The sequence below is a fragment of the Corynebacterium glaucum genome, assembly GCF_030408855.1.
GTDB classification, from domain to species: domain Bacteria; phylum Actinomycetota; class Actinomycetes; order Mycobacteriales; family Mycobacteriaceae; genus Corynebacterium; species Corynebacterium glaucum.
This window is the reverse complement of the sequence record NZ_CP047358.1, coordinates 2,282,622-2,298,635: the sequence shown is the minus strand read 5'-3', so window position 1 is coordinate 2,298,635 and position 16,014 is coordinate 2,282,622. Positions and strand designations below refer to the sequence as shown.

General features: G+C 64.3%; 14 protein-coding genes. 3 read left to right on the top strand and 11 right to left on the bottom strand.

What is annotated here, in order from left to right; translation table 11 throughout:
• Positions 1-85 precede the first annotated feature (85 nt).
• Genes CGLAUT_RS11150 through trmB form a run of 5 tightly spaced genes read right to left on the bottom strand, consistent with a single transcriptional unit; the run spans position 86 to position 5,186 of the window.
• Positions 86-457 (bottom strand): DUF3054 domain-containing protein, encoded by a 372-nt coding sequence (locus CGLAUT_RS11150; RefSeq protein WP_290185235.1) that lies wholly within the window; start codon positions 455-457, stop codon positions 86-88.
• A 16-nt stretch (positions 458-473) separates the two neighbouring features.
• Positions 474-1,451 (bottom strand): lysylphosphatidylglycerol synthase transmembrane domain-containing protein, encoded by a 978-nt coding sequence (locus CGLAUT_RS11145; protein ID WP_290185233.1) that lies wholly within the window; start codon positions 1,449-1,451, stop codon positions 474-476.
• Complete coding sequence (locus CGLAUT_RS11140) at positions 1,435-3,741, bottom strand: MMPL family transporter (protein WP_290185231.1); 2,307 nt, start codon at positions 3,739-3,741, stop codon at positions 1,435-1,437. The genes CGLAUT_RS11145 and CGLAUT_RS11140 overlap by 17 nt, the downstream gene beginning before the upstream one ends.
• On the bottom strand, positions 3,742-4,419 hold the full coding sequence (locus CGLAUT_RS11135; RefSeq protein ID WP_290185230.1) for an NYN domain-containing protein: 678 nt from the start codon (positions 4,417-4,419) through the stop codon (positions 3,742-3,744). It abuts the gene before it with no gap.
• Positions 4,420-4,421: 2 nt separating this feature from the next.
• Entirely contained in the window at positions 4,422-5,186 is a 765-nt protein-coding gene (gene trmB, locus CGLAUT_RS11130) for a tRNA (guanosine(46)-N7)-methyltransferase TrmB (protein ID WP_290185228.1), read from the bottom strand.
• Between the two features lie 194 nt (positions 5,187-5,380).
• Here trmB and CGLAUT_RS11125 point away from each other — a divergent pair, with 194 nt between their 5' ends.
• The gene (locus CGLAUT_RS11125; RefSeq protein ID WP_290185226.1) at positions 5,381-7,312 is read left to right on the top strand and encodes a phosphoenolpyruvate carboxykinase (GTP); all 1,932 of its coding nucleotides are present in this window, start codon (positions 5,381-5,383) and stop codon (positions 7,310-7,312) included.
• Here the strand turns inward: CGLAUT_RS11125 and CGLAUT_RS11120 are convergent.
• Positions 7,309-8,052 (bottom strand): class I SAM-dependent methyltransferase, encoded by a 744-nt coding sequence (locus CGLAUT_RS11120; RefSeq protein WP_290185225.1) that lies wholly within the window; start codon positions 8,050-8,052, stop codon positions 7,309-7,311. The genes CGLAUT_RS11125 and CGLAUT_RS11120 overlap by 4 nt on opposite strands.
• A gap of 4 nt (positions 8,053-8,056) precedes the next feature.
• Between CGLAUT_RS11120 and CGLAUT_RS11115 the strand changes: the two genes are divergently transcribed.
• Positions 8,057-9,121, top strand: a complete 1,065-nt coding sequence (locus CGLAUT_RS11115) for a glycosyltransferase family 4 protein (protein WP_290185224.1) — start codon at positions 8,057-8,059, stop codon at positions 9,119-9,121.
• Here CGLAUT_RS11115 and CGLAUT_RS11110 read toward each other — a convergent pair.
• The 3 genes from CGLAUT_RS11110 to CGLAUT_RS11100 form a co-directional block, all read right to left on the bottom strand.
• Entirely contained in the window at positions 9,096-9,551 is a 456-nt protein-coding gene (locus CGLAUT_RS11110) for a DIP1984 family protein (protein ID WP_290185222.1), read from the bottom strand. The two genes, CGLAUT_RS11115 and CGLAUT_RS11110, sit on opposite strands and share 26 nt — an antisense overlap.
• A gap of 281 nt (positions 9,552-9,832) precedes the next feature.
• A complete protein-coding gene (locus tag CGLAUT_RS11105; RefSeq protein WP_095660791.1) occupies positions 9,833-10,087 on the bottom strand; it encodes a three-helix bundle dimerization domain-containing protein in 255 nt (84 codons plus the stop codon).
• Positions 10,088-10,419: 332 nt separating this feature from the next.
• On the bottom strand, positions 10,420-11,814 hold the full coding sequence (locus CGLAUT_RS11100) for an MmpA family trehalose lipid delivery protein (protein WP_290185221.1): 1,395 nt from the start codon (positions 11,812-11,814) through the stop codon (positions 10,420-10,422).
• Between the two features lie 57 nt (positions 11,815-11,871).
• Between CGLAUT_RS11100 and CGLAUT_RS11095 the strand changes: the two genes are divergently transcribed.
• Positions 11,872-12,924, top strand: coding sequence for an acyltransferase family protein (locus tag CGLAUT_RS11095; RefSeq protein ID WP_290185219.1), 1,053 nt, complete (start codon positions 11,872-11,874; stop codon positions 12,922-12,924).
• On the opposite strand, the gene CGLAUT_RS11090 is transcribed toward CGLAUT_RS11095, so the two are convergent.
• Entirely contained in the window at positions 12,816-15,785 is a 2,970-nt protein-coding gene (locus CGLAUT_RS11090; RefSeq protein WP_290185218.1) for an alpha-(1->3)-arabinofuranosyltransferase domain-containing protein, read from the bottom strand. The two genes, CGLAUT_RS11095 and CGLAUT_RS11090, sit on opposite strands and share 109 nt — an antisense overlap.
• On the bottom strand, positions 15,786-16,013 hold the full coding sequence (locus CGLAUT_RS11085) for a DUF2613 family protein (protein ID WP_343898641.1): 228 nt from the start codon (positions 16,011-16,013) through the stop codon (positions 15,786-15,788).
• Position 16,014: the final 1 nt, after the last annotated feature.

Genomic DNA, 16,014 nt, shown 5'->3' with positions numbered 1-16,014 from the left:
GAGTCGGTATAGAAACTGTCCACCAGAAAGTACGGGTGAGCGACTCAAGGCGCAAGCAAATCATACGAAAACTGTCCGAAAACGTCTAGAGTTTCCGGGCCACTGCGCGCCAGCCCAGCATCAGCAGCGCGCTCATCACGGTCGCGACGATGACGAAGGACCAGTGTGGTACTGACTGATTGCGGAAACCCCAAATCACCAAACCGGTAATAGCGGTGATTGCCCAGATGAAGCCGCCGCGGTTCTGCCGCACGATCAGCCAACCGAGCACGACGCCCAGCGCGAACGGCCACACGGTGGACAGCCACCCGGAGAAATTGAACGGCATGTCTTCGGACTGATGCGCCGCTCGCGCCAGCAAAGCGAAAACCGCGATTGCGACAAGGTCGGCGCCGATCGCGACAGGGGTGGAAATGGGTTTGCGGGTGGAAGGTTTCGTCGTTAAGCGATTGCTCATACCTGCATGCTAACGGCTATTTCCTGCCCAGCATGAAACCGCGCCCAGCGTAGACCAGTGCGTAGATGCTCCAGCCGATGAGGGTGATCAGGGCGAAGGAGATGGCGCGGTAGATGACGGTGGCGGCGGTGGCGTCGGCAAGCGATAAGCCCCCTGCGACAAGCATGCCTGCCAGGACCGGCTCGACCGTGCCCACTCCGCCCGGTGTGATTTGGGCAGCGCCGGCGAGCTTGGTCACGATGTACGCGAGCGCAACCCCCATCACGGAAATGCCACTCTGCCCGCCGACCGCGTACACGGCGAGCAGCATGGTGCACAGATCGAACAGGCGGTTGAGCAGCGACAACGTGGCGGCTGCGATGAATTCACCCGCGCCCATGCGGATCGCCGCGACCTGGTCCACCACCGTTTCAATGCGTGCCCGCACCTTGTCCGGCAGGAAGCCGACCCAGCGCTTCAGCACGGCCGGGTTGCGGGTGGCCCAGAACACTGCAGCGATGGTGGCGGCCGCGATGGCGAAGCTGGCCAGCAGCGTCCGTACCGAAAGGTCAGCGCCGAGAAACAGCACGGCGACGAGACCGATGACCCCCATCCACACCGTCGATAGCGCGCCGGAAATCACAAAGAACCAGCCGCACAGCCCAACCGAGGCGCCCCACGAGCGGTGTACCCTAAACGTCAGCCACGCCGAGATCGCCGGACCGCCCGGCACCGTCGTTGACCAAGCGTTTGACGCGTAAACGATGGCGTTGGTGTTGGCCGGGTTCGCAATTCTCGCACCAGTGTTCAGCAGAAGCTGCATCACGCCGGACATCGCCGCGAGCGCGAGGTTGGCGGTAAAGACCGCAGCCAGAACTGGCAGGGGCTCAGCGTCCGCGAGCGTCTCCCAAGCTTGGCCAAGAAACGGCAGCTCGTCGCGAAACACTACGAGCAGGATGGCAATCAGCGCAACTGGCGCCAGCCAGCGCAGCCACTGCTTAGCGCTCGAGCTCACGGAACTGTTCACGCTGCCTCAGCTGGGACATCAGCTCGGCGAATGGCACCAGTCGCTCATCGTCGTCCACACTCACCCCGGAGCGGTATGGCTGTGTATCAACGACGGTGTCTCGCACCCGGATCTCGCCAGCAAAAGCATTGCGCTTATCGACGGCCTGTCCAACGTATTTCTCACCCGAACCTTCGCCAAGCGCTGTGTAGGCGCGTTTGATAAAAGGCGGCGCCCACCAGTTGTCATCGCTCAGCAAGTGCATCACCGCGGGGACGAGAAGGAGGCGGATGACCGTGGCATCGAGGGCGAGCGAGAAGATCATGCCGAACGCGATGTACTTCATCATCACAATGTCGCTCATCGCGAAGGCTGCGGCGACGACGATCATGATCGCCGCGGCGGCCGTGATAATGCCGCCGGTGTGCGCGGTGCCGTACTTAATCGCCTGGTCTGTGGAGGCGCCGTTGTGGCGGGCTTCCACCATGCGCGAGACCAGGAAGACCTCGTAGTCGGTGGAGAGGCCGTAAAGGATGGAAATGATGAGCACCAGCACGGGGCTCATGAGCGGGCCCGGGGTGAAGTTGAGCAGCCCGCTGCCGATGCCGTCCACGAAGATAAGGGTGAGGAAGCCGAGCGTGGCGCCGATGCCCAGGATGTTCATGATCACGGCCTTCGCTGGCAAGATAATCGAGCCGAAGAGCAGCGCCATCAGCAGGAACGTAGCCAGCATCATGTACAGCGCCATCCACGGCAGGCGTTGGAGGAGCGCTTCGATGGATTCGACCTCCATGGCCGGGGTACCAGCGACGTAGGTCTCCACGCCGTCCGGTGTGTCAATTGCGCGCAGCTGGTCGATGACCGTTTGTCCCTCATTGCGGTCGGCGAGCGGTGCGGAGAAGACGGTGGTGCCGTTCTCAGTCGGGCGCGCAGGTGCGAGCGGGGCGGCGAGACCCTCAACGGAGCGGGTTTGCATCACGATGTCAACCAACTGCTGGCTGTCCGCGCCGGTGACCACGAACTTTACTGGGTCGGTGCGGAAGGCCGGGAAGGTCTCATTGAAATCGTCCTGCGCCTGGCGGGTTTCCTGGTTCGGCGGCAGGTACGTCTCGTTGATGCCGCCGAAGGTGATGCCGACCATTGGTGCGGTGATCAGCAAAAGCAGCGCGGAGACGCCGACGACGACTGTCTTTGCGTGGCGCATAGCCCAGGCGGGAATGCGGAACCAGATGGTGTCTTCGATCCGGCGTGCGGTGCGGCGCGTTCTGCGGACAGACCACTTGTCAATGTTGCGCCCCAGCAAGCCGAAAAGCGCCGGAAGCACGGCGACCGAGATGATCGCGGCGAGGACGACCGCGCTGATCGCGCCGTACGCCACCGATTTAAGGAAGGCCTGCGGGAACATCAGCAGGCCGGAGAGTGCGACACCCACCATCAGCGCGGAGAAGAACACGGTCTTGCCTGCGGTGGTCGTGGTGACTGCGACAGCCTCGCGGGTATCGAGCTTCCGGTCCAGCTCCTCACGGAATCGCGAGACCATGAACAGGCCGTAATCGATGGCCAGACCCAGGCCCAGCAAGGTGATGATGGACTGAGAAAAGATGTTGACCTGCTGGAACTGGGCAAGGATAGCCAACAGCGACAGCGAGCCGACGATGGACAAGATGCCCACGATCAGCGGCATTGCGGCCGCAACCACGCCTCCGAAGACGAAGAGCAAGATGATGGCGACGAAGACGAGGCCGATGCGTTCTGCGCGGGCAATGTCGTTGGCCATGCCGGTATCCAGCGCGTCCGCGACAGCGGTGGCGCCGGCAATCTGGACGGTTGCGTTTGGAATGTCGATCGCTTCAAGCGCCGGCTTGATCGTGCGGAAGTCTTTGAGCGTCTGCTCGCCGTCGCCAGCCAGGCCGATCGCGGAGAAGGCTTTGGTCCCGTCCGGGCTCATCTGCTGCGAGTTCGGCGCTGCAAAGTAGCTGCGGATCGCGTCGACCTCGTTCGGGTAATTGGTCTTTAGCGCGTTGATCTGCTCGTTCGCGGCGTGGAATACAGCCGGGTCGTTGACGTTGTCGGCGGTGACCATGAGCACGACGTCGCCGGAGTTGTCGCGGCCAAAGGTCTGCTGCTCGATGACGGCTGCGGCGGTAGATTCAGCGCCCGGGTCCTCCCAACCTTCCTGGGAAAGGCGGTCACCGAGCTTCGAGCCGAAGAGCACCTGCAAAATGATGATGATCGCCACCACCACGACAGGAATGATTTTGCGGTGGCGGAAGGCAAAGTGGCCCCACCTGTAGAACACTTACTCTCCTCGGGTGTTGTTGAGCAGCGCTGCAAGCGGACGGAACGGCTGCAGCCAGGCGCCGCCTTCGGGAAGTTGGTCGAGGTTGATGCGCGGCAGGGGTTCACGGAACACCCCGGGGATGTCCTCGAGGTCGACGAATGTGACGCACTCCGAGTTCACAGCCCAGGAGGCGTGCTCGTGGAAGCCGAGCACCGTGACCGGGATGCCTTGCGCGGCTAACGCCTCGATTGGCTCGAGGAAGTTTTGCCCGTCGGCGGATGCGACAACGACACCGCGCAGTACGCCTTCGTCGGAGCGGCGCTCGATGTGGGCGAGCATGTCCTGGTCCACATCGGAATCTTCGTCGCTCTTCGGTTTGGCAAAGACTGCGAAGCCGACGTTGCGCAACGCTTCGACCCAGGGGCGCACTGCGTCGGCACCGGCGGGGGAGACGTTCGTGAACACGGTCGCTTCCGGTTCAACGCGTTCGCCGGTGGACTCAGTGAGGTCGCTCGCCTGGCCAAGTAGCCAGCGGCCGATTGCGTCAAAGCGTGGACGGTAGGCGGCGGTAGGGCGACCGCCCAGGATGGCGCCCAGGCCCATATCCAGGTTCGGAGCGTCCCACACCAGCAGGTAGCTGGCTGGGCCCGGCGCCGCCCCGGGGGTGTATGGGTGCGTCATTTCGTGCAGGTCCATCCCTACTTCTTCTCCCACAGGTACTCGCGGATCACATGGTCTTTGTCCATGCCTTTGCCCTCGAATTTAGTGATCACCTGCCGGTCTGTGAGCAACGGCGCGGCTTCCCACGGCCAGCCCTTGTAGGTGAGTTGTGGCTCGACGTCGACCAGCGCATCGATCCACTCCGCATAGTCGGCGTGGTCCGTGGCCACGTGCAGCACGCCGCCCGGCTTCAGCCTGGTCGCGATCAAGTTCAAGGTGCCGGACTGGATGATGCGGCGCTTGTGGTGTCGCGCCTTCGGCCACGGGTCGGGGAAGAAGATGCGCACTCCGTCGAGGGATTCGGGCGCGATCATGCGGGCGAGCACCTCGACACCGTCGCCGCGGATCATGCGGATGTTGTCGATGTTGCCCCGCACCACCGAGCCGAGCAGCTTGGCAAGGCCGGGTTTGTACAGCTCCACGGCGATGACGTTGGTGTCCGGTTCGAGCGGTGCCATGGCGGCGGTGGATGTGCCGGTGCCGGAGCCGATTTCCACGACAGTCTTTGCGTGGCGTCCGAACCAGGAATCGACGTCTAATTGTTCGTCGCTAAGCACAAGCCCTAACCTGGGCCAATGCTCCTCGAAGAGGGCCTCCTGGTTGTCGGTGAGCGTGCCGCGGCGGAAGGTGACGGAACCGAGGCGGGGGTAGTCGAGCCCGGTGTCGAACTCCGTTTGGAGTGGGCGACCATGCGGCAATTCGCCGGTGCCCGGGCGTTGAATTGGGGAATCAGGATTATTCATTGCGACAATTGTGCACGTGACGTGCGCGGATGCCAAATGGGCGCGCCTCTTGCGCCGCGTTGGAATTTTGGTGCGTACCCCCATTTGTTCACAGGTTTGTGCTGGGGTGATGCAACTTCCTGCCCGGTGTGGGTGGAGTTGGTTAGGCTGGGGCCGACGCACAAATTGGCCTAGCCCTGGCACAAGGAGACACAGTGACCGAGAGCACCACCGTCCAGCGACTCGAAGGCGAGCTGCCCACCGACAATGAGGCGCTGATCAAATGGATCAACAACGCCGTGGACATCTTCAACCCGGACCGTGTGGTGTTTGCGGACGGCTCCGACGAAGAGTGGGATCGCATGGCCGCCGACCTCGTGGAAAAAGGTACGCTGATCCGCCTCAACGAGGAAAAGCGCCCGAACTCCTTCCTGGCCCGTTCGAACCCGTCGGATGTGGCTCGCGTGGAATCGCGCACCTTTATCTCCACCCACAAGCAGGCGGACGCGGGTCCCACGAACAATTGGATGCGCCCGGACGCGCTGAAAGAAGAGATGCTCGAGCACTTCGACGGCGCAATGAAGGGCCGCACGATGTACGTCGTGCCGTTCTGCATGGGCCCGATCGACGATCCGGACCCGAAGCTGGGTGTACAGCTGACCGATTCCGAGTACGTGGTTATGTCCATGCGTGTGATGACGCGCATGGGCACCGAGGCACTGAACAAGATCCAGGGCGACAACTTCGTGCCGTGCCTGCACTCCGTGGGCGCGCCGCTTGAAGAGGGCGAAGAAGATGTCGCGTGGCCGTGCAACGAGACGAAGTACATCTCCCACTTCCCGGAGACCAAGGAAATTTGGTCCTACGGCTCGGGCTACGGCGGCAACGCGATTTTGGCGAAGAAGTGCTACGCCCTGCGCATCGCTTCCGTGATGGCCAAGGAAGAGGGCTGGATGGCGGAGCACATGCTCATCCTCAAGCTCACCTCTCCGGAGGGCAAGGCCTACCACATCGCCGGCGCGTTCCCGTCCGCGTGTGGCAAGACCAACCTCGCCATGATCACCCCGACCCTCGAGGGCTGGTCGGCAGAGGTCGTCGGCGACGACATCGCATGGCTCAAGCTTCGCGACGACGGCCTGTACGCCGTGAACCCGGAGAACGGTTTCTTCGGTGTCGCGCCGGGCACGAACTACGCGTCCAACCCGATCGCGATGCGTGCCATGGAGCCGGGCAACACCCTGTTCACCAACGTTGCGCTGACCGATGACGGCGACGTCTGGTGGGAGGGCATGGACGGCGACGCTCCGGAGCACCTCATCGACTGGCGCGGCAAGGAGTGGACGCCTGACGACGAACGCAAGGCGGCCCATCCGAACTCCCGGTACTGCGTGCCGATTGCACAGTGCCCGAACGCTGCTCCCGAGTTCAACGACTGGCAGGGCGTGAAGATCGACGCCATCCTGTTCGGTGGGCGCCGCCCGGACACCGTCCCGCTGGTGACTGAGGCTTACGACTGGGAGCACGGCACCATGATCGGTGCGATGCTGTCCTCTGGGCAGACTGCGGCGTCTGTGGAGGCGAAGGTGGGAACCCTGCGCCATGACCCGATGGCGATGCTGCCGTTCATCGGCTACAACGTGGGCGACTACTTTCAGCACTGGATCGACATGGGTCGCCGCGGTGGCGACCGCATGCCGGCCGTGTTCCTTGTGAACTGGTTCCGCCGTGGCGACGACGGCCGCTTCCTGTGGCCGGGCTTCGGCGAGAACTCCCGCGTGCTGAAGTGGATCGTGGACCGCATCGAGGGCCGCGTAGGCGCAACCGAGACTGTCGTGGGCCACACCGCCCGCGCTGAGGACCTGGATCTTGAGGGCCTTGATACGCCGATCGAGGACGTGCGGGAGGCGCTCACTGCAGAGCCGGCGCTGTGGCGTGAGGATCTCCGCGACTCGCGTCAGTACCTCGAGGAGCTGGGTGCCCGCGTACCGCAGGAGATTTTCGACGAACTCGACCTCTTGTCCGGCCGCATCAAAGTGGCTACCCGCGTTCGCCGCGAAATGGAAGACCAGATCGCCGAGGCAGTATCCGCCGCGATCTCGGAAGAGAGCAGCGCACGGTCTGCAGCGAAGGGCGCTGGCGCGAACTAGTGCTTGACCAGCACTAACACGAGGTTGGAGACAGCGAACTCGCGGAGAACAGGTACGCGAGTGAGCCACCACGCCCAGTGCGGGTGGTAGCGCGGGAACGCGAAGGCGAGCTGGCCGGTTGACTCTGCCCATCGCAGACCTTCTGTCGCCGAGACGTTGAACAGCGATTCGCCGAAGACGTTCTTCGGCGGGTGGCCGTGAATGCGCTCGTAGCGGCGGCGGGCGAAATTACCGCCAATGTAGTGGGGGAGCACCCCAGTCTCGTGCCCGCCGAACGGCCCAAGCCAGACGGTGTAGCTCAGGACAATCAACCCACCGGGCTTGGCCACGCGCAGCATTTCGTCGCCCATCTGCTCCCAGCCAGGGATGTGCTCCGCGACGTTTGAGGAATACACGATATCGAAGGCACTGTCGGCGAACGGCAGCGCACGAGCGTCGCCGCGCACCGCGCCGTAGCCGGTGATGCCGGCCGCGGACATCTCGGACACGTCGGGCTCGAGGCCGATATAGGCAGTGTCTGCGAATGCTTCGGCGAAATACCCGGGGCCGCCACCGACATCGAGCACGCTGCGGCCGCGGAGAGGGGTGCCGGTAAGGTCGCGCAACAGGGCGTCGATAAGCAAATGTGTGTCCCGCGCCAAACCTTCGTAAAAAATGCGCGGCCGGAACTGCTCGTAGCCGAACGAGCGGAGCAAGCGCAGCGAACGGCGAAGCGTGGCAAGGCGACGGGTACGGTACATAGCGATGAAGATACTGCTGATGTGCTGGCGCGACACCACCCACCCGCAAGGCGGTGGCTCAGAGCGCTACCTCGAGCGCGTCGGCGAGTACCTGGCGCGTGAGGGCCACGAGGTAATTTTCCGGTCGGCGAAGCACACGGATGCGCCGCGGCGCTCGCGGCGAAACGGGGTGCGCTACGAGCGCGGCGGCGGGAAGTACGGGGTGTACGTGCTGGCGCCGCTGTCGATCTGGCGCAACCGGCCAGACATTATCGTGGATACGCAAAACGGCATCCCGTTCTTTGCGAGGCTCTTCACACGCCGGCCGGTGGTGCTGCTTACGCACCACTGCCACCGCGAGCAGTGGCCGGTGGCAGGCCCGATCATCGGGCGGTTGGGCTGGTTCCTGGAATCGCGGGTCGCGCCGCGCGTGTACCGAGGCGCCCAGTACGTGACGGTCTCGCAGGCCTCGAAGCGCGACCTGGTTGCGCTGGGCGTGCGCGGGCGCGACATTGAAATCGTGGAAAATGGAGTCGACGAGGTGCCACTTGACGGGCCATTGCTTCACGACGACGGACGTGTCCACCTCATCACCTTGTCCCGACTCGTTCCGCACAAGCGGATAGAGTTGGCTATCGATGCCGCGGCGCAGATCGACGGCGCGGTGCTGGATGTGGTGGGGTCCGGCTGGTGGGAGGACAACCTGCGCGAGTACGCGGCGCGGTACCCGTCCGACAAAGTGGTCTTCCACGGGCATGTCTCAGAGGCGCACAAGCACGCGCTGCTCGAACGCGCCCGCGTGCACCTCTTGCCGTCGGCGAAGGAGGGCTGGGGGATCGCGGTAATTGAGGCGGCTCAGCACGGGGTGCCTACCGTGGGGTTTGCTGATGCCGGCGGGGTGAACGAGTCGATCCGGGACGGCGAGACCGGCAGGCTGGTGCGCGCTGACGAGGACTTCACGGCCGTGGTGTGCGAGACGCTTGGCGCTGACATGGCAGACGCGGCGCGCGCGTTTGCTGCGCAGTTCTCCTGGGAAGCGACCGGCCGGAAGGTCTTGAGCGTGCTTAAAGCAGCTCGGTGGTCCAGTTGAGCTGCTGGATCTTCATATCCAACGCGCGGAAATCCTTGCTCATCTGATCGGCGTTGCGGCGCAGCTCCCCGACATTAAGCGTGGACACGAACTTGATCTCGCTGCGGTTGTAGCGATCGCCGCGGATGGCGGCGGCATCGGCAACGGAGGTGTATATCCGTCGCGCACGCAAAAGACCGTCGCGTCGGGCGATGGCGTCGGTAAGCGTCATGCCTTCGTCGAATGGAGTGTTCGCGTTGGTGTGGTTGATCCGGCGAACCAAGATTTCGATCTCTTCGAGGAGTTGTTCGGCTTCTCTGAGCAATGCTTGGGGGTCTTCTGACGGGGTATCCCCTTCCTGGACGCGCGCGACTGCGTTGAGTCGGCCCTGCAGCTTGTTCAGCCGGTCCTGCGCTTCAGAACGGCGCGCGAGCGCTTCAGCCAACAACATGGCACAACCTCCTTGGTATCAGTCCCCGATCCCACCCTCACGCGCGGAACTTCCAACGTCGCGGTAGTGCACTGTGCACCCCACCACTTCAGAGAGTTGGTTGGGGTTTGCGCTGTGCTGATGTGCTCCGTGCCGGTCGCTTTCTGTGCAGAAGTAGGTCTCGAACCTCTCTGCCCCGAGCGACCACCAGGGCGCCATGAGCCCCTCTTACCCTCGGGGCGGGGTTGACGTTCGCTAAGTTCGCGCGTTACCGACTAACGGGTAAAGATACCAGGCAGGGCTTAAGCGGCCTGGTTGGGGAAGAGCTCGCCCTTGGCCAGGCGGTCCTTCATCTCTGCCTCAACGAGCAGGGGAACGAAATCCTCGATCACGGCGTTGGCGTTGTGCTTGCGCACGACGGCATCGAACGCGTCGTGGAATTCGACCTCGTCGAACTTGTAGCCGTGCTCCTGGTACAGATCCTGACGGATGTTGCGCAGGACGCGCTCGCGGATGATGGAGAAGTCAATGTTATTTATGTCGGTGTAGCTGCGCATGGTGTTGTTTCCTTTCGGTGATGTTCAGTGATGTTCAGTGATGTTCAGTGATGTTCAGTGATGTTTAGCGATCTGACCTGCCGAAGGCCAGGAAGTATGCGAGCGCCATTTCTTCAAGGCGATCGTCGTGAAACTTGTCTGCGTCGAATTGCATCGGGGTGGCCTCCTTTCTCTAACTGCGGCTACGCTCAATTGCGTAACCTTGTGTTCATCTGGAGTTCACTTTAGAAGTGGCAGGTGGGCCATGCAAGGGCGTCCATCATTGGACCTCGCCATTAATGGGTTAAAAGCAACTAAGTTGCATGAACGTGCAGGTCAGAGGCCTAAAAGACTTAATATTTCCTAAGAGTGATCCTCGTCACACCAAAAAGCGGGGCGGCGCACCAGAGGGCGAAAAGCGCGATGCCGAGGGGTGGTAAACCCCGTTGTTCGGCACCGGTTTCTAGAAGATCTCCATCCGGGTACACCACCACTCCAATGCCCAAGGATTTGAGTGCTTCGAGATCGTTTTGCGCCCGCTGCGCCGCGAGCCACCGGGGCGAGGGAGGATCGGCAACGGTGCCGTCGACAAGCAAAAGCCCCGATTCGACCGCGTTCATGGCTTTGGGGGCGGGGTCGACGACCACTCTGCCGCCGATGTCAATCAGCGCTGGGCGATCGACGAAGAAGACGTCCCGGCCGCGGTGATCAATGGCGGGGAACTCGATGGCGGTGGGGGTGAGGGCGCGCAGCGCGAGCGGTGCGTCAGGGACCTGGAGGAGCGCCATTAACAGCGCAGTGCCAGCGAGTTTTGGGGTGAGCGCGCCGGCGGCGGCGGTGCAGGCGGGGAGGGTGAGGATGAGCCACTTTTGGGAGTCGCGAAGCAGGCCGGCGCCGGGGACGGTCTCGATGAGGGGGGCGAGCAGGCCCGCCCACGACGCGAGCGCGATGGCAAAGCCGATGCCGGCGAGCACAAGCCAGCGGGTGTTCACGGCGCGCCAGCCGAGTGCCAAGATGGCGAAGAGTCCGATGCCGAACAGAGCGAAACCGAGGTTGCGCGACTCCGGCACGGCGTCTGCGTTCCAGATCCCGCCGAGGCCGAGCAGCGCGCCGAGGGTGCCCACGAATGTCTCCGCGCGGGGCGCGAACAGGGCGGCAGAGGCGGCGCTCGAGGTGGCGGAGGCCGGGGTTAATAGGCCCGCAACCACCCATGGTGCGCAGGTCAGCGCCGTCGTGAGTATGCCGCGCCACCCGCGCGCAAAGGTGGCGGCGGCGATCGCGCCGGTGGGTGTGAGCGAGGCGAGCCAGTGCGCCAACGTGGCTTGGGCGGGCGGCGCGAACGCGACCGCGGGCAGCAGCCAGGCGGCGGCGACGAGCGACCAGTGGCCTTGAAGCAGGCGCTCGATAACGAACGGGTTCCACAGCAGCACCGTCATCGCGGCTGCTTTGCCCAGAGAAGAGCGGCTGAGCCGATACGCGCTCACGGCCGCGGCGATAGCTGCGCCAACCATGATCATGCGCAGCGCGAGCATCGGCCACGGCACGATCCCGAGCAGCGCGTCCTGCGGGACGTTGCGGGCGGCCAGATCGCCGTAGCCTAACGACGCCCGCGTGAGCGCCATCTGGTCAAACACCAGCATGTCGCGCAGCGCGAACGCCTCGCCAACGCCCGCCGGGACCAGAAACGGCCAGGTAACAGCCAGCACGAGCAGCGCGCCATAGGCCTTGAGCCCTGCGTCTACGCCCACAACGGCTCGTATACTGACCACATCGGAAAGACTAACGGAAAGACCCACACGCCCCCTGTGCTCCCTGAGCTGGACGGGCTGCGCGCCGTCGCGGCGTTTGGGATCCTGACCACGCACGTCGCGTTTCAGGCCGGCACCGGCTCGCGGTTTTTGGAGCGCTTCGATTTCTTCGTACCCGTTTTCTATGCCCTCTCCGCGTTCCTCCTCGCACGCGGCGGCCAGCGCCCGGGCTATTACCGCCGTCGAGTCGCCCGCATCGCGCCCGCGTACCTGGTCTGCGTCGCTGTGGTGCTAGTGACGCTGCCGTCGCTGAGCACGGTCACAGCAAGCCAAGCCGCTGCCAACCTCGCGATGGTGCAGATCTACGTGCCGGGCGGGCTCATCGACGGCCTCACCCACATCTGGTCGCTCTGCGTCGAAGTCGCGTTTTACCTGGTCCTGCCGCTGTATTTAAGGCTCGGGCAGCGCGGCCGTTGGGCTGTGATCATGGCGGCGGTCCCGCTCGGTTTGTGCTGGCCGTGGTTCGTCCGGCCGTTTTACGACCCCGCCATCCTCAACCTCCAGATCTGGCCGCCGTCGTTTGCCCCCTGGTTCGCAGTTGGGTTGGTCCTCGCCGAACTTGAACGGCTCAAGGTTCGCTATTCCGGCCCACGCTGGCCGTTCCCGCTGTGCGGATTAGTCGTTGCCTGGCTCGCCGGCCTCATCGGCCCGCCTGGTTTGATCCATCCCACCCCGCACGAATTCAACGCCCGCGTCATCTGCGGCACCATCTTCGCCGCGTGCTTCGTCGCGCCGTTCGCCCTCGGCCCGCGCTCCAGCGGCACGCTCCTCTCCTCGCGTCCCATGATCACCCTCGGCCGCTGGTCCTACTCCATTTTCTTGTGGCATATGTCCGTGCTCCACTTCGCGTTTCCAGTCTTGGGGCTTTCGCTTTTCGACGCCCCCTTTATCCCAATTTGGGTTTTCACAGCCGTGGTAACTTCGGCGGTCGGCTACGTCTCTTACGAATTGGTGGAGGTTCCGGGGGCTCGGTTGGTGCTCTCTGGGAAGGCAAGGCACGCCACCGCGAGGCAGCCGGCGAGCGCGAGCAACCACGTATCGCCTGCGTAGTTCGGGTTCGGCCACGGAGCGCGGGCCAGCCACAGCCCTGCGAACGTCATCGCGCCGCCGGCGAGCCACGTACTCGGAATCAGCGTGAAGCGGCGCACGGCCCAGACGAGTACAACAGCGGCGGCCCCGAGCACCGGATTCGCAACCAGCACTGCGAGCAGCGGCAGAACGGCGAATGTTGATGTGGGGGTTTCGTGGCGCTCCTGTCGGCGTCGCGGCAGCATCACACACGCAGCCAACGCGAGCAGCGACAACGCGCCACCGAAGAAGAGGGTGCGGCGGTACAGCTGGTCTCCTTCGTGCCACATGGTGAACTCGCCGCTGGCTCCGGCGGGGAGGCGAAACGCCTGGGCGCCGGCGTCGATAAGCAAAGGCTCGAGCTCCGTGCCGCCGACACTTGCCCGCAAACCTTGATTGAACGCGCGGGTGGTGAGGATGATCCGGTCGGTGTCGGCTGGTTGTGCCTGCCCGGCGAACGGTTCCCAGCTGGGCAGGTCGAGTGGGCCGTGGGTGAGCATGATGGTCTCGGCGGTGGTGACCAGTTCGTGGTGGCCGGCGGGGAGGGAGACGGTGCCCTCGACGTCGCGGCCGTCGATGCGCGCCGGGGCGGAGAGCGTCCATTCGGCGTCGACGTCGGTGACGAAGCGGCGCTGCAGCACCTCGGTGGCGGGGAAGATGCGCTGGAAGAAATAGGCGTCGCCGGGGCGATCGACATCCACAATGCGGGAGATGCCGGCGTCGATCTCAGTGATGCCGACGGGTTCGGTGAGCGTGATGCGGCGCGCGCCGTTGGTGGCGAGTGTGCGCGGCTGCCCGCCGACGAGCGAGACGGTGCGATCCGGACCGTCGCCGGAGATGATGACCTCGGTGTTCGCGGTGGCGGTGATGGAGAAGGCGTCGGTTTCCGGCGCGAACTCGATATAGGCGTCCGTGTCGCCGGGCGCGGGCCACCATGCGGTGTCCTCGAGGCCGTCGAACGCGGCGGTGAGCGATTTCGATGCATCGGTGCGGAACGTGCCTGCGTCGGCAGCGGAGGAGGACGCACGCGCCTCGCCCTGCATGTGCACCTTGGTGCGCCGGCTCTGCGACACGTAGTCCTTCACCGCGTTGTGCACGCTCTTGTCCTCATCGGGTGTGGCCAGGTGGGCAGACTGCGCACCATTGCCGTAGTTCCGGTTGGCCAGCGCCGGGGTATCGGTGACGATTGTGTGGCGCGGGTTCTCACCGCCGCGGTCCAGCATCACCGGGAAGTAACCCAGCTCGCGCCACAATAGAGGCAATCCCTCGCCGCCGACCTGGGCACGCAGCGGTTCGTCGGCAGTGATCATCATGTCGCGGCTAGCGTCCAGCATGAAGATGTCGACATCACCGAAGCTTGCGGTCGGCTTGCCCAAGCTCGGCGTGGGAGTTTGGTGCTCGAGGTCGCGGCGTACCACGACTGCACCCACTCCGATCGAAAGCAGGGCTTGCTTATCGACGACTGCCACCTGCCCATCCAGACCCCGAATCGCCTCCGGATTCACCAGCGGGATCGCGTCACGGAAGACGAAGCGAGAATTGGTGAGTGCCTGAATCGGCTCATCTCGGGTCCACCCCCACTCCTGACGGGCGAACGGGGCAGCCGGGACGACAAGGGTGCGGGTCCCAGCGGCGTGCTCATCCAGCCACTCGCCGACAGCGACCCAGTCTTCGCTGACTTCATCCCAGGTGCCCTGGGGTAGAAGCCGCAGCGACCATGCGGGGGCGACGGCAATGGTGGCAGCGAGAATGGCGGCGGTGGTTTTCGGCGCAGCGTGCTTGACTGAATCTCTGCTCATACTTGCCAGCAGCCACCCCACTCCGAGCACCAGCGGCAGACGCACCAGAGGATCGAACTTGTGCAGGTTGCGAAACGGTGCGAGAAGGGTGTCGTACTCCGGGATCAGGAAATGCGCGCTGGCCAGCAGCGCGAACCCGACCGCGAAGATGGATACGAAGGCGCGGCGCTGGGGGAAGTCGGCCTTAGCAAGTCCAGCCAATCCGAGCGCGGCGACGAGGCAGGTGGCGATAATGAAGGTCGGCTCGGCCACGAGCAGGAACCCCGCGCGGCGCTCCGTTTCCACGAACGGTGCCCAGCTGGTGGTGCCGCGCAGGATCTCCACGGGATTGAGCCAGGCCGTGGTGACCGTGGCGGACTCGATGTAATCCAAAAACGGCGAAGAGTACGTGCCGAGCATGATAAGCGGCCCGATCCACCACGCGGAGACGGCTATTGCTCCGACGGTGAACCACGAAAGATTCCTGAACTTCCCCCGCGCAAGCAGGTACACCGCGGCCGGCACGCACGCCGCGATAGTGGCGGAGGCGTTCACCCCGCCCATCAGTGCGACCGGCACCACCGCCGCCGCCACGTTCGGGCGCTTGCCCAGCAACGGCACCAGTGTCCACGGCACCAGCGCCACCGGCCACGCCTCTGAGGAGATCGCGGTGAGCGTGGTCAAGATGCGCGGCGACAGTGCGTAGAGCACCGCGGCGGTGACAGCCGGCAGCGTCGCGGTGATTCCGATGCGTCGGGCCAGGACCAGCGTGCCGGAGTACGCAATGGATAAAAGCAACGCCCACCAAACACGCTGCGCCACCCAATCGGGGACGTGCAGCCAGTCCGCCAGCAGGAAAAACGGGCCCTGGGGGAAGAGGTAGCCGTAGGCCTGGTTCTGCACCTGGCCGAGCGGAAACTCGTCGGTGTAGATGTGCAGCGCATTGCGCAAAAACCCCGCTGGGTTGGCGGTGAGGTCGAACTTGGTGTCAGCGGCGATCTGGCCCGGGGGTTGCAACAACGCGAGCAGGGTCAGCGCCAGCCACCCGAGCCAGTGTGTGCGCATCTAGTCCCGCGAGCCGTACTCCGGGCCGCCGAGGACAGCTTCGTCAGCGGGCACCGCGCCGCCGGTAGGCACCGTGGTCTGGCCGGAAAACGCGGCGATGCCGAGCACCCCCACCACGCCCAGCACCACACCTACAACGGCGCTGGCGAGCACCGAGGACACCGAGGACCCCGCGACGCCGCCAGCATCGTCGGCGTTGTCGAGGTCGATGGTGACTCGGTAAGACATG

What these genes read in the sequence shown, in the direction of transcription:
- CGLAUT_RS11150 (WP_290185235.1), bottom strand. Translation starts at nt 457, where the DNA reads ATGAGCAATCGCTTAACGACGAAACCTTCCACCCGCAAACCCATTTCC.
- CGLAUT_RS11135 (WP_290185230.1), bottom strand. Translation starts at nt 4,419, where the DNA reads ATGGACCTGCACGAAATGACGCACCCATACACCCCCGGGGCGGCGCCG.
- trmB (WP_290185228.1), bottom strand. Translation starts at nt 5,186, where the DNA reads ATGAATAATCCTGATTCCCCAATTCAACGCCCGGGCACCGGCGAATTG.
- CGLAUT_RS11120 (WP_290185225.1), bottom strand. Translation starts at nt 8,052, where the DNA reads ATGTACCGTACCCGTCGCCTTGCCACGCTTCGCCGTTCGCTGCGCTTG.
- CGLAUT_RS11115 (WP_290185224.1), top strand. Translation starts at nt 8,057, where the DNA reads ATGAAGATACTGCTGATGTGCTGGCGCGACACCACCCACCCGCAAGGC.
- CGLAUT_RS11110 (WP_290185222.1), bottom strand. Translation starts at nt 9,551, where the DNA reads ATGTTGTTGGCTGAAGCGCTCGCGCGCCGTTCTGAAGCGCAGGACCGG.
- CGLAUT_RS11105 (WP_095660791.1), bottom strand. Translation starts at nt 10,087, where the DNA reads ATGCGCAGCTACACCGACATAAATAACATTGACTTCTCCATCATCCGC.
- CGLAUT_RS11090 (WP_290185218.1), bottom strand. Translation starts at nt 15,785, where the DNA reads ATGCGCACACACTGGCTCGGGTGGCTGGCGCTGACCCTGCTCGCGTTG.
- CGLAUT_RS11085 (WP_343898641.1), bottom strand. Translation starts at nt 16,013, where the DNA reads ATGTCTTACCGAGTCACCATCGACCTCGACAACGCCGACGATGCTGGC.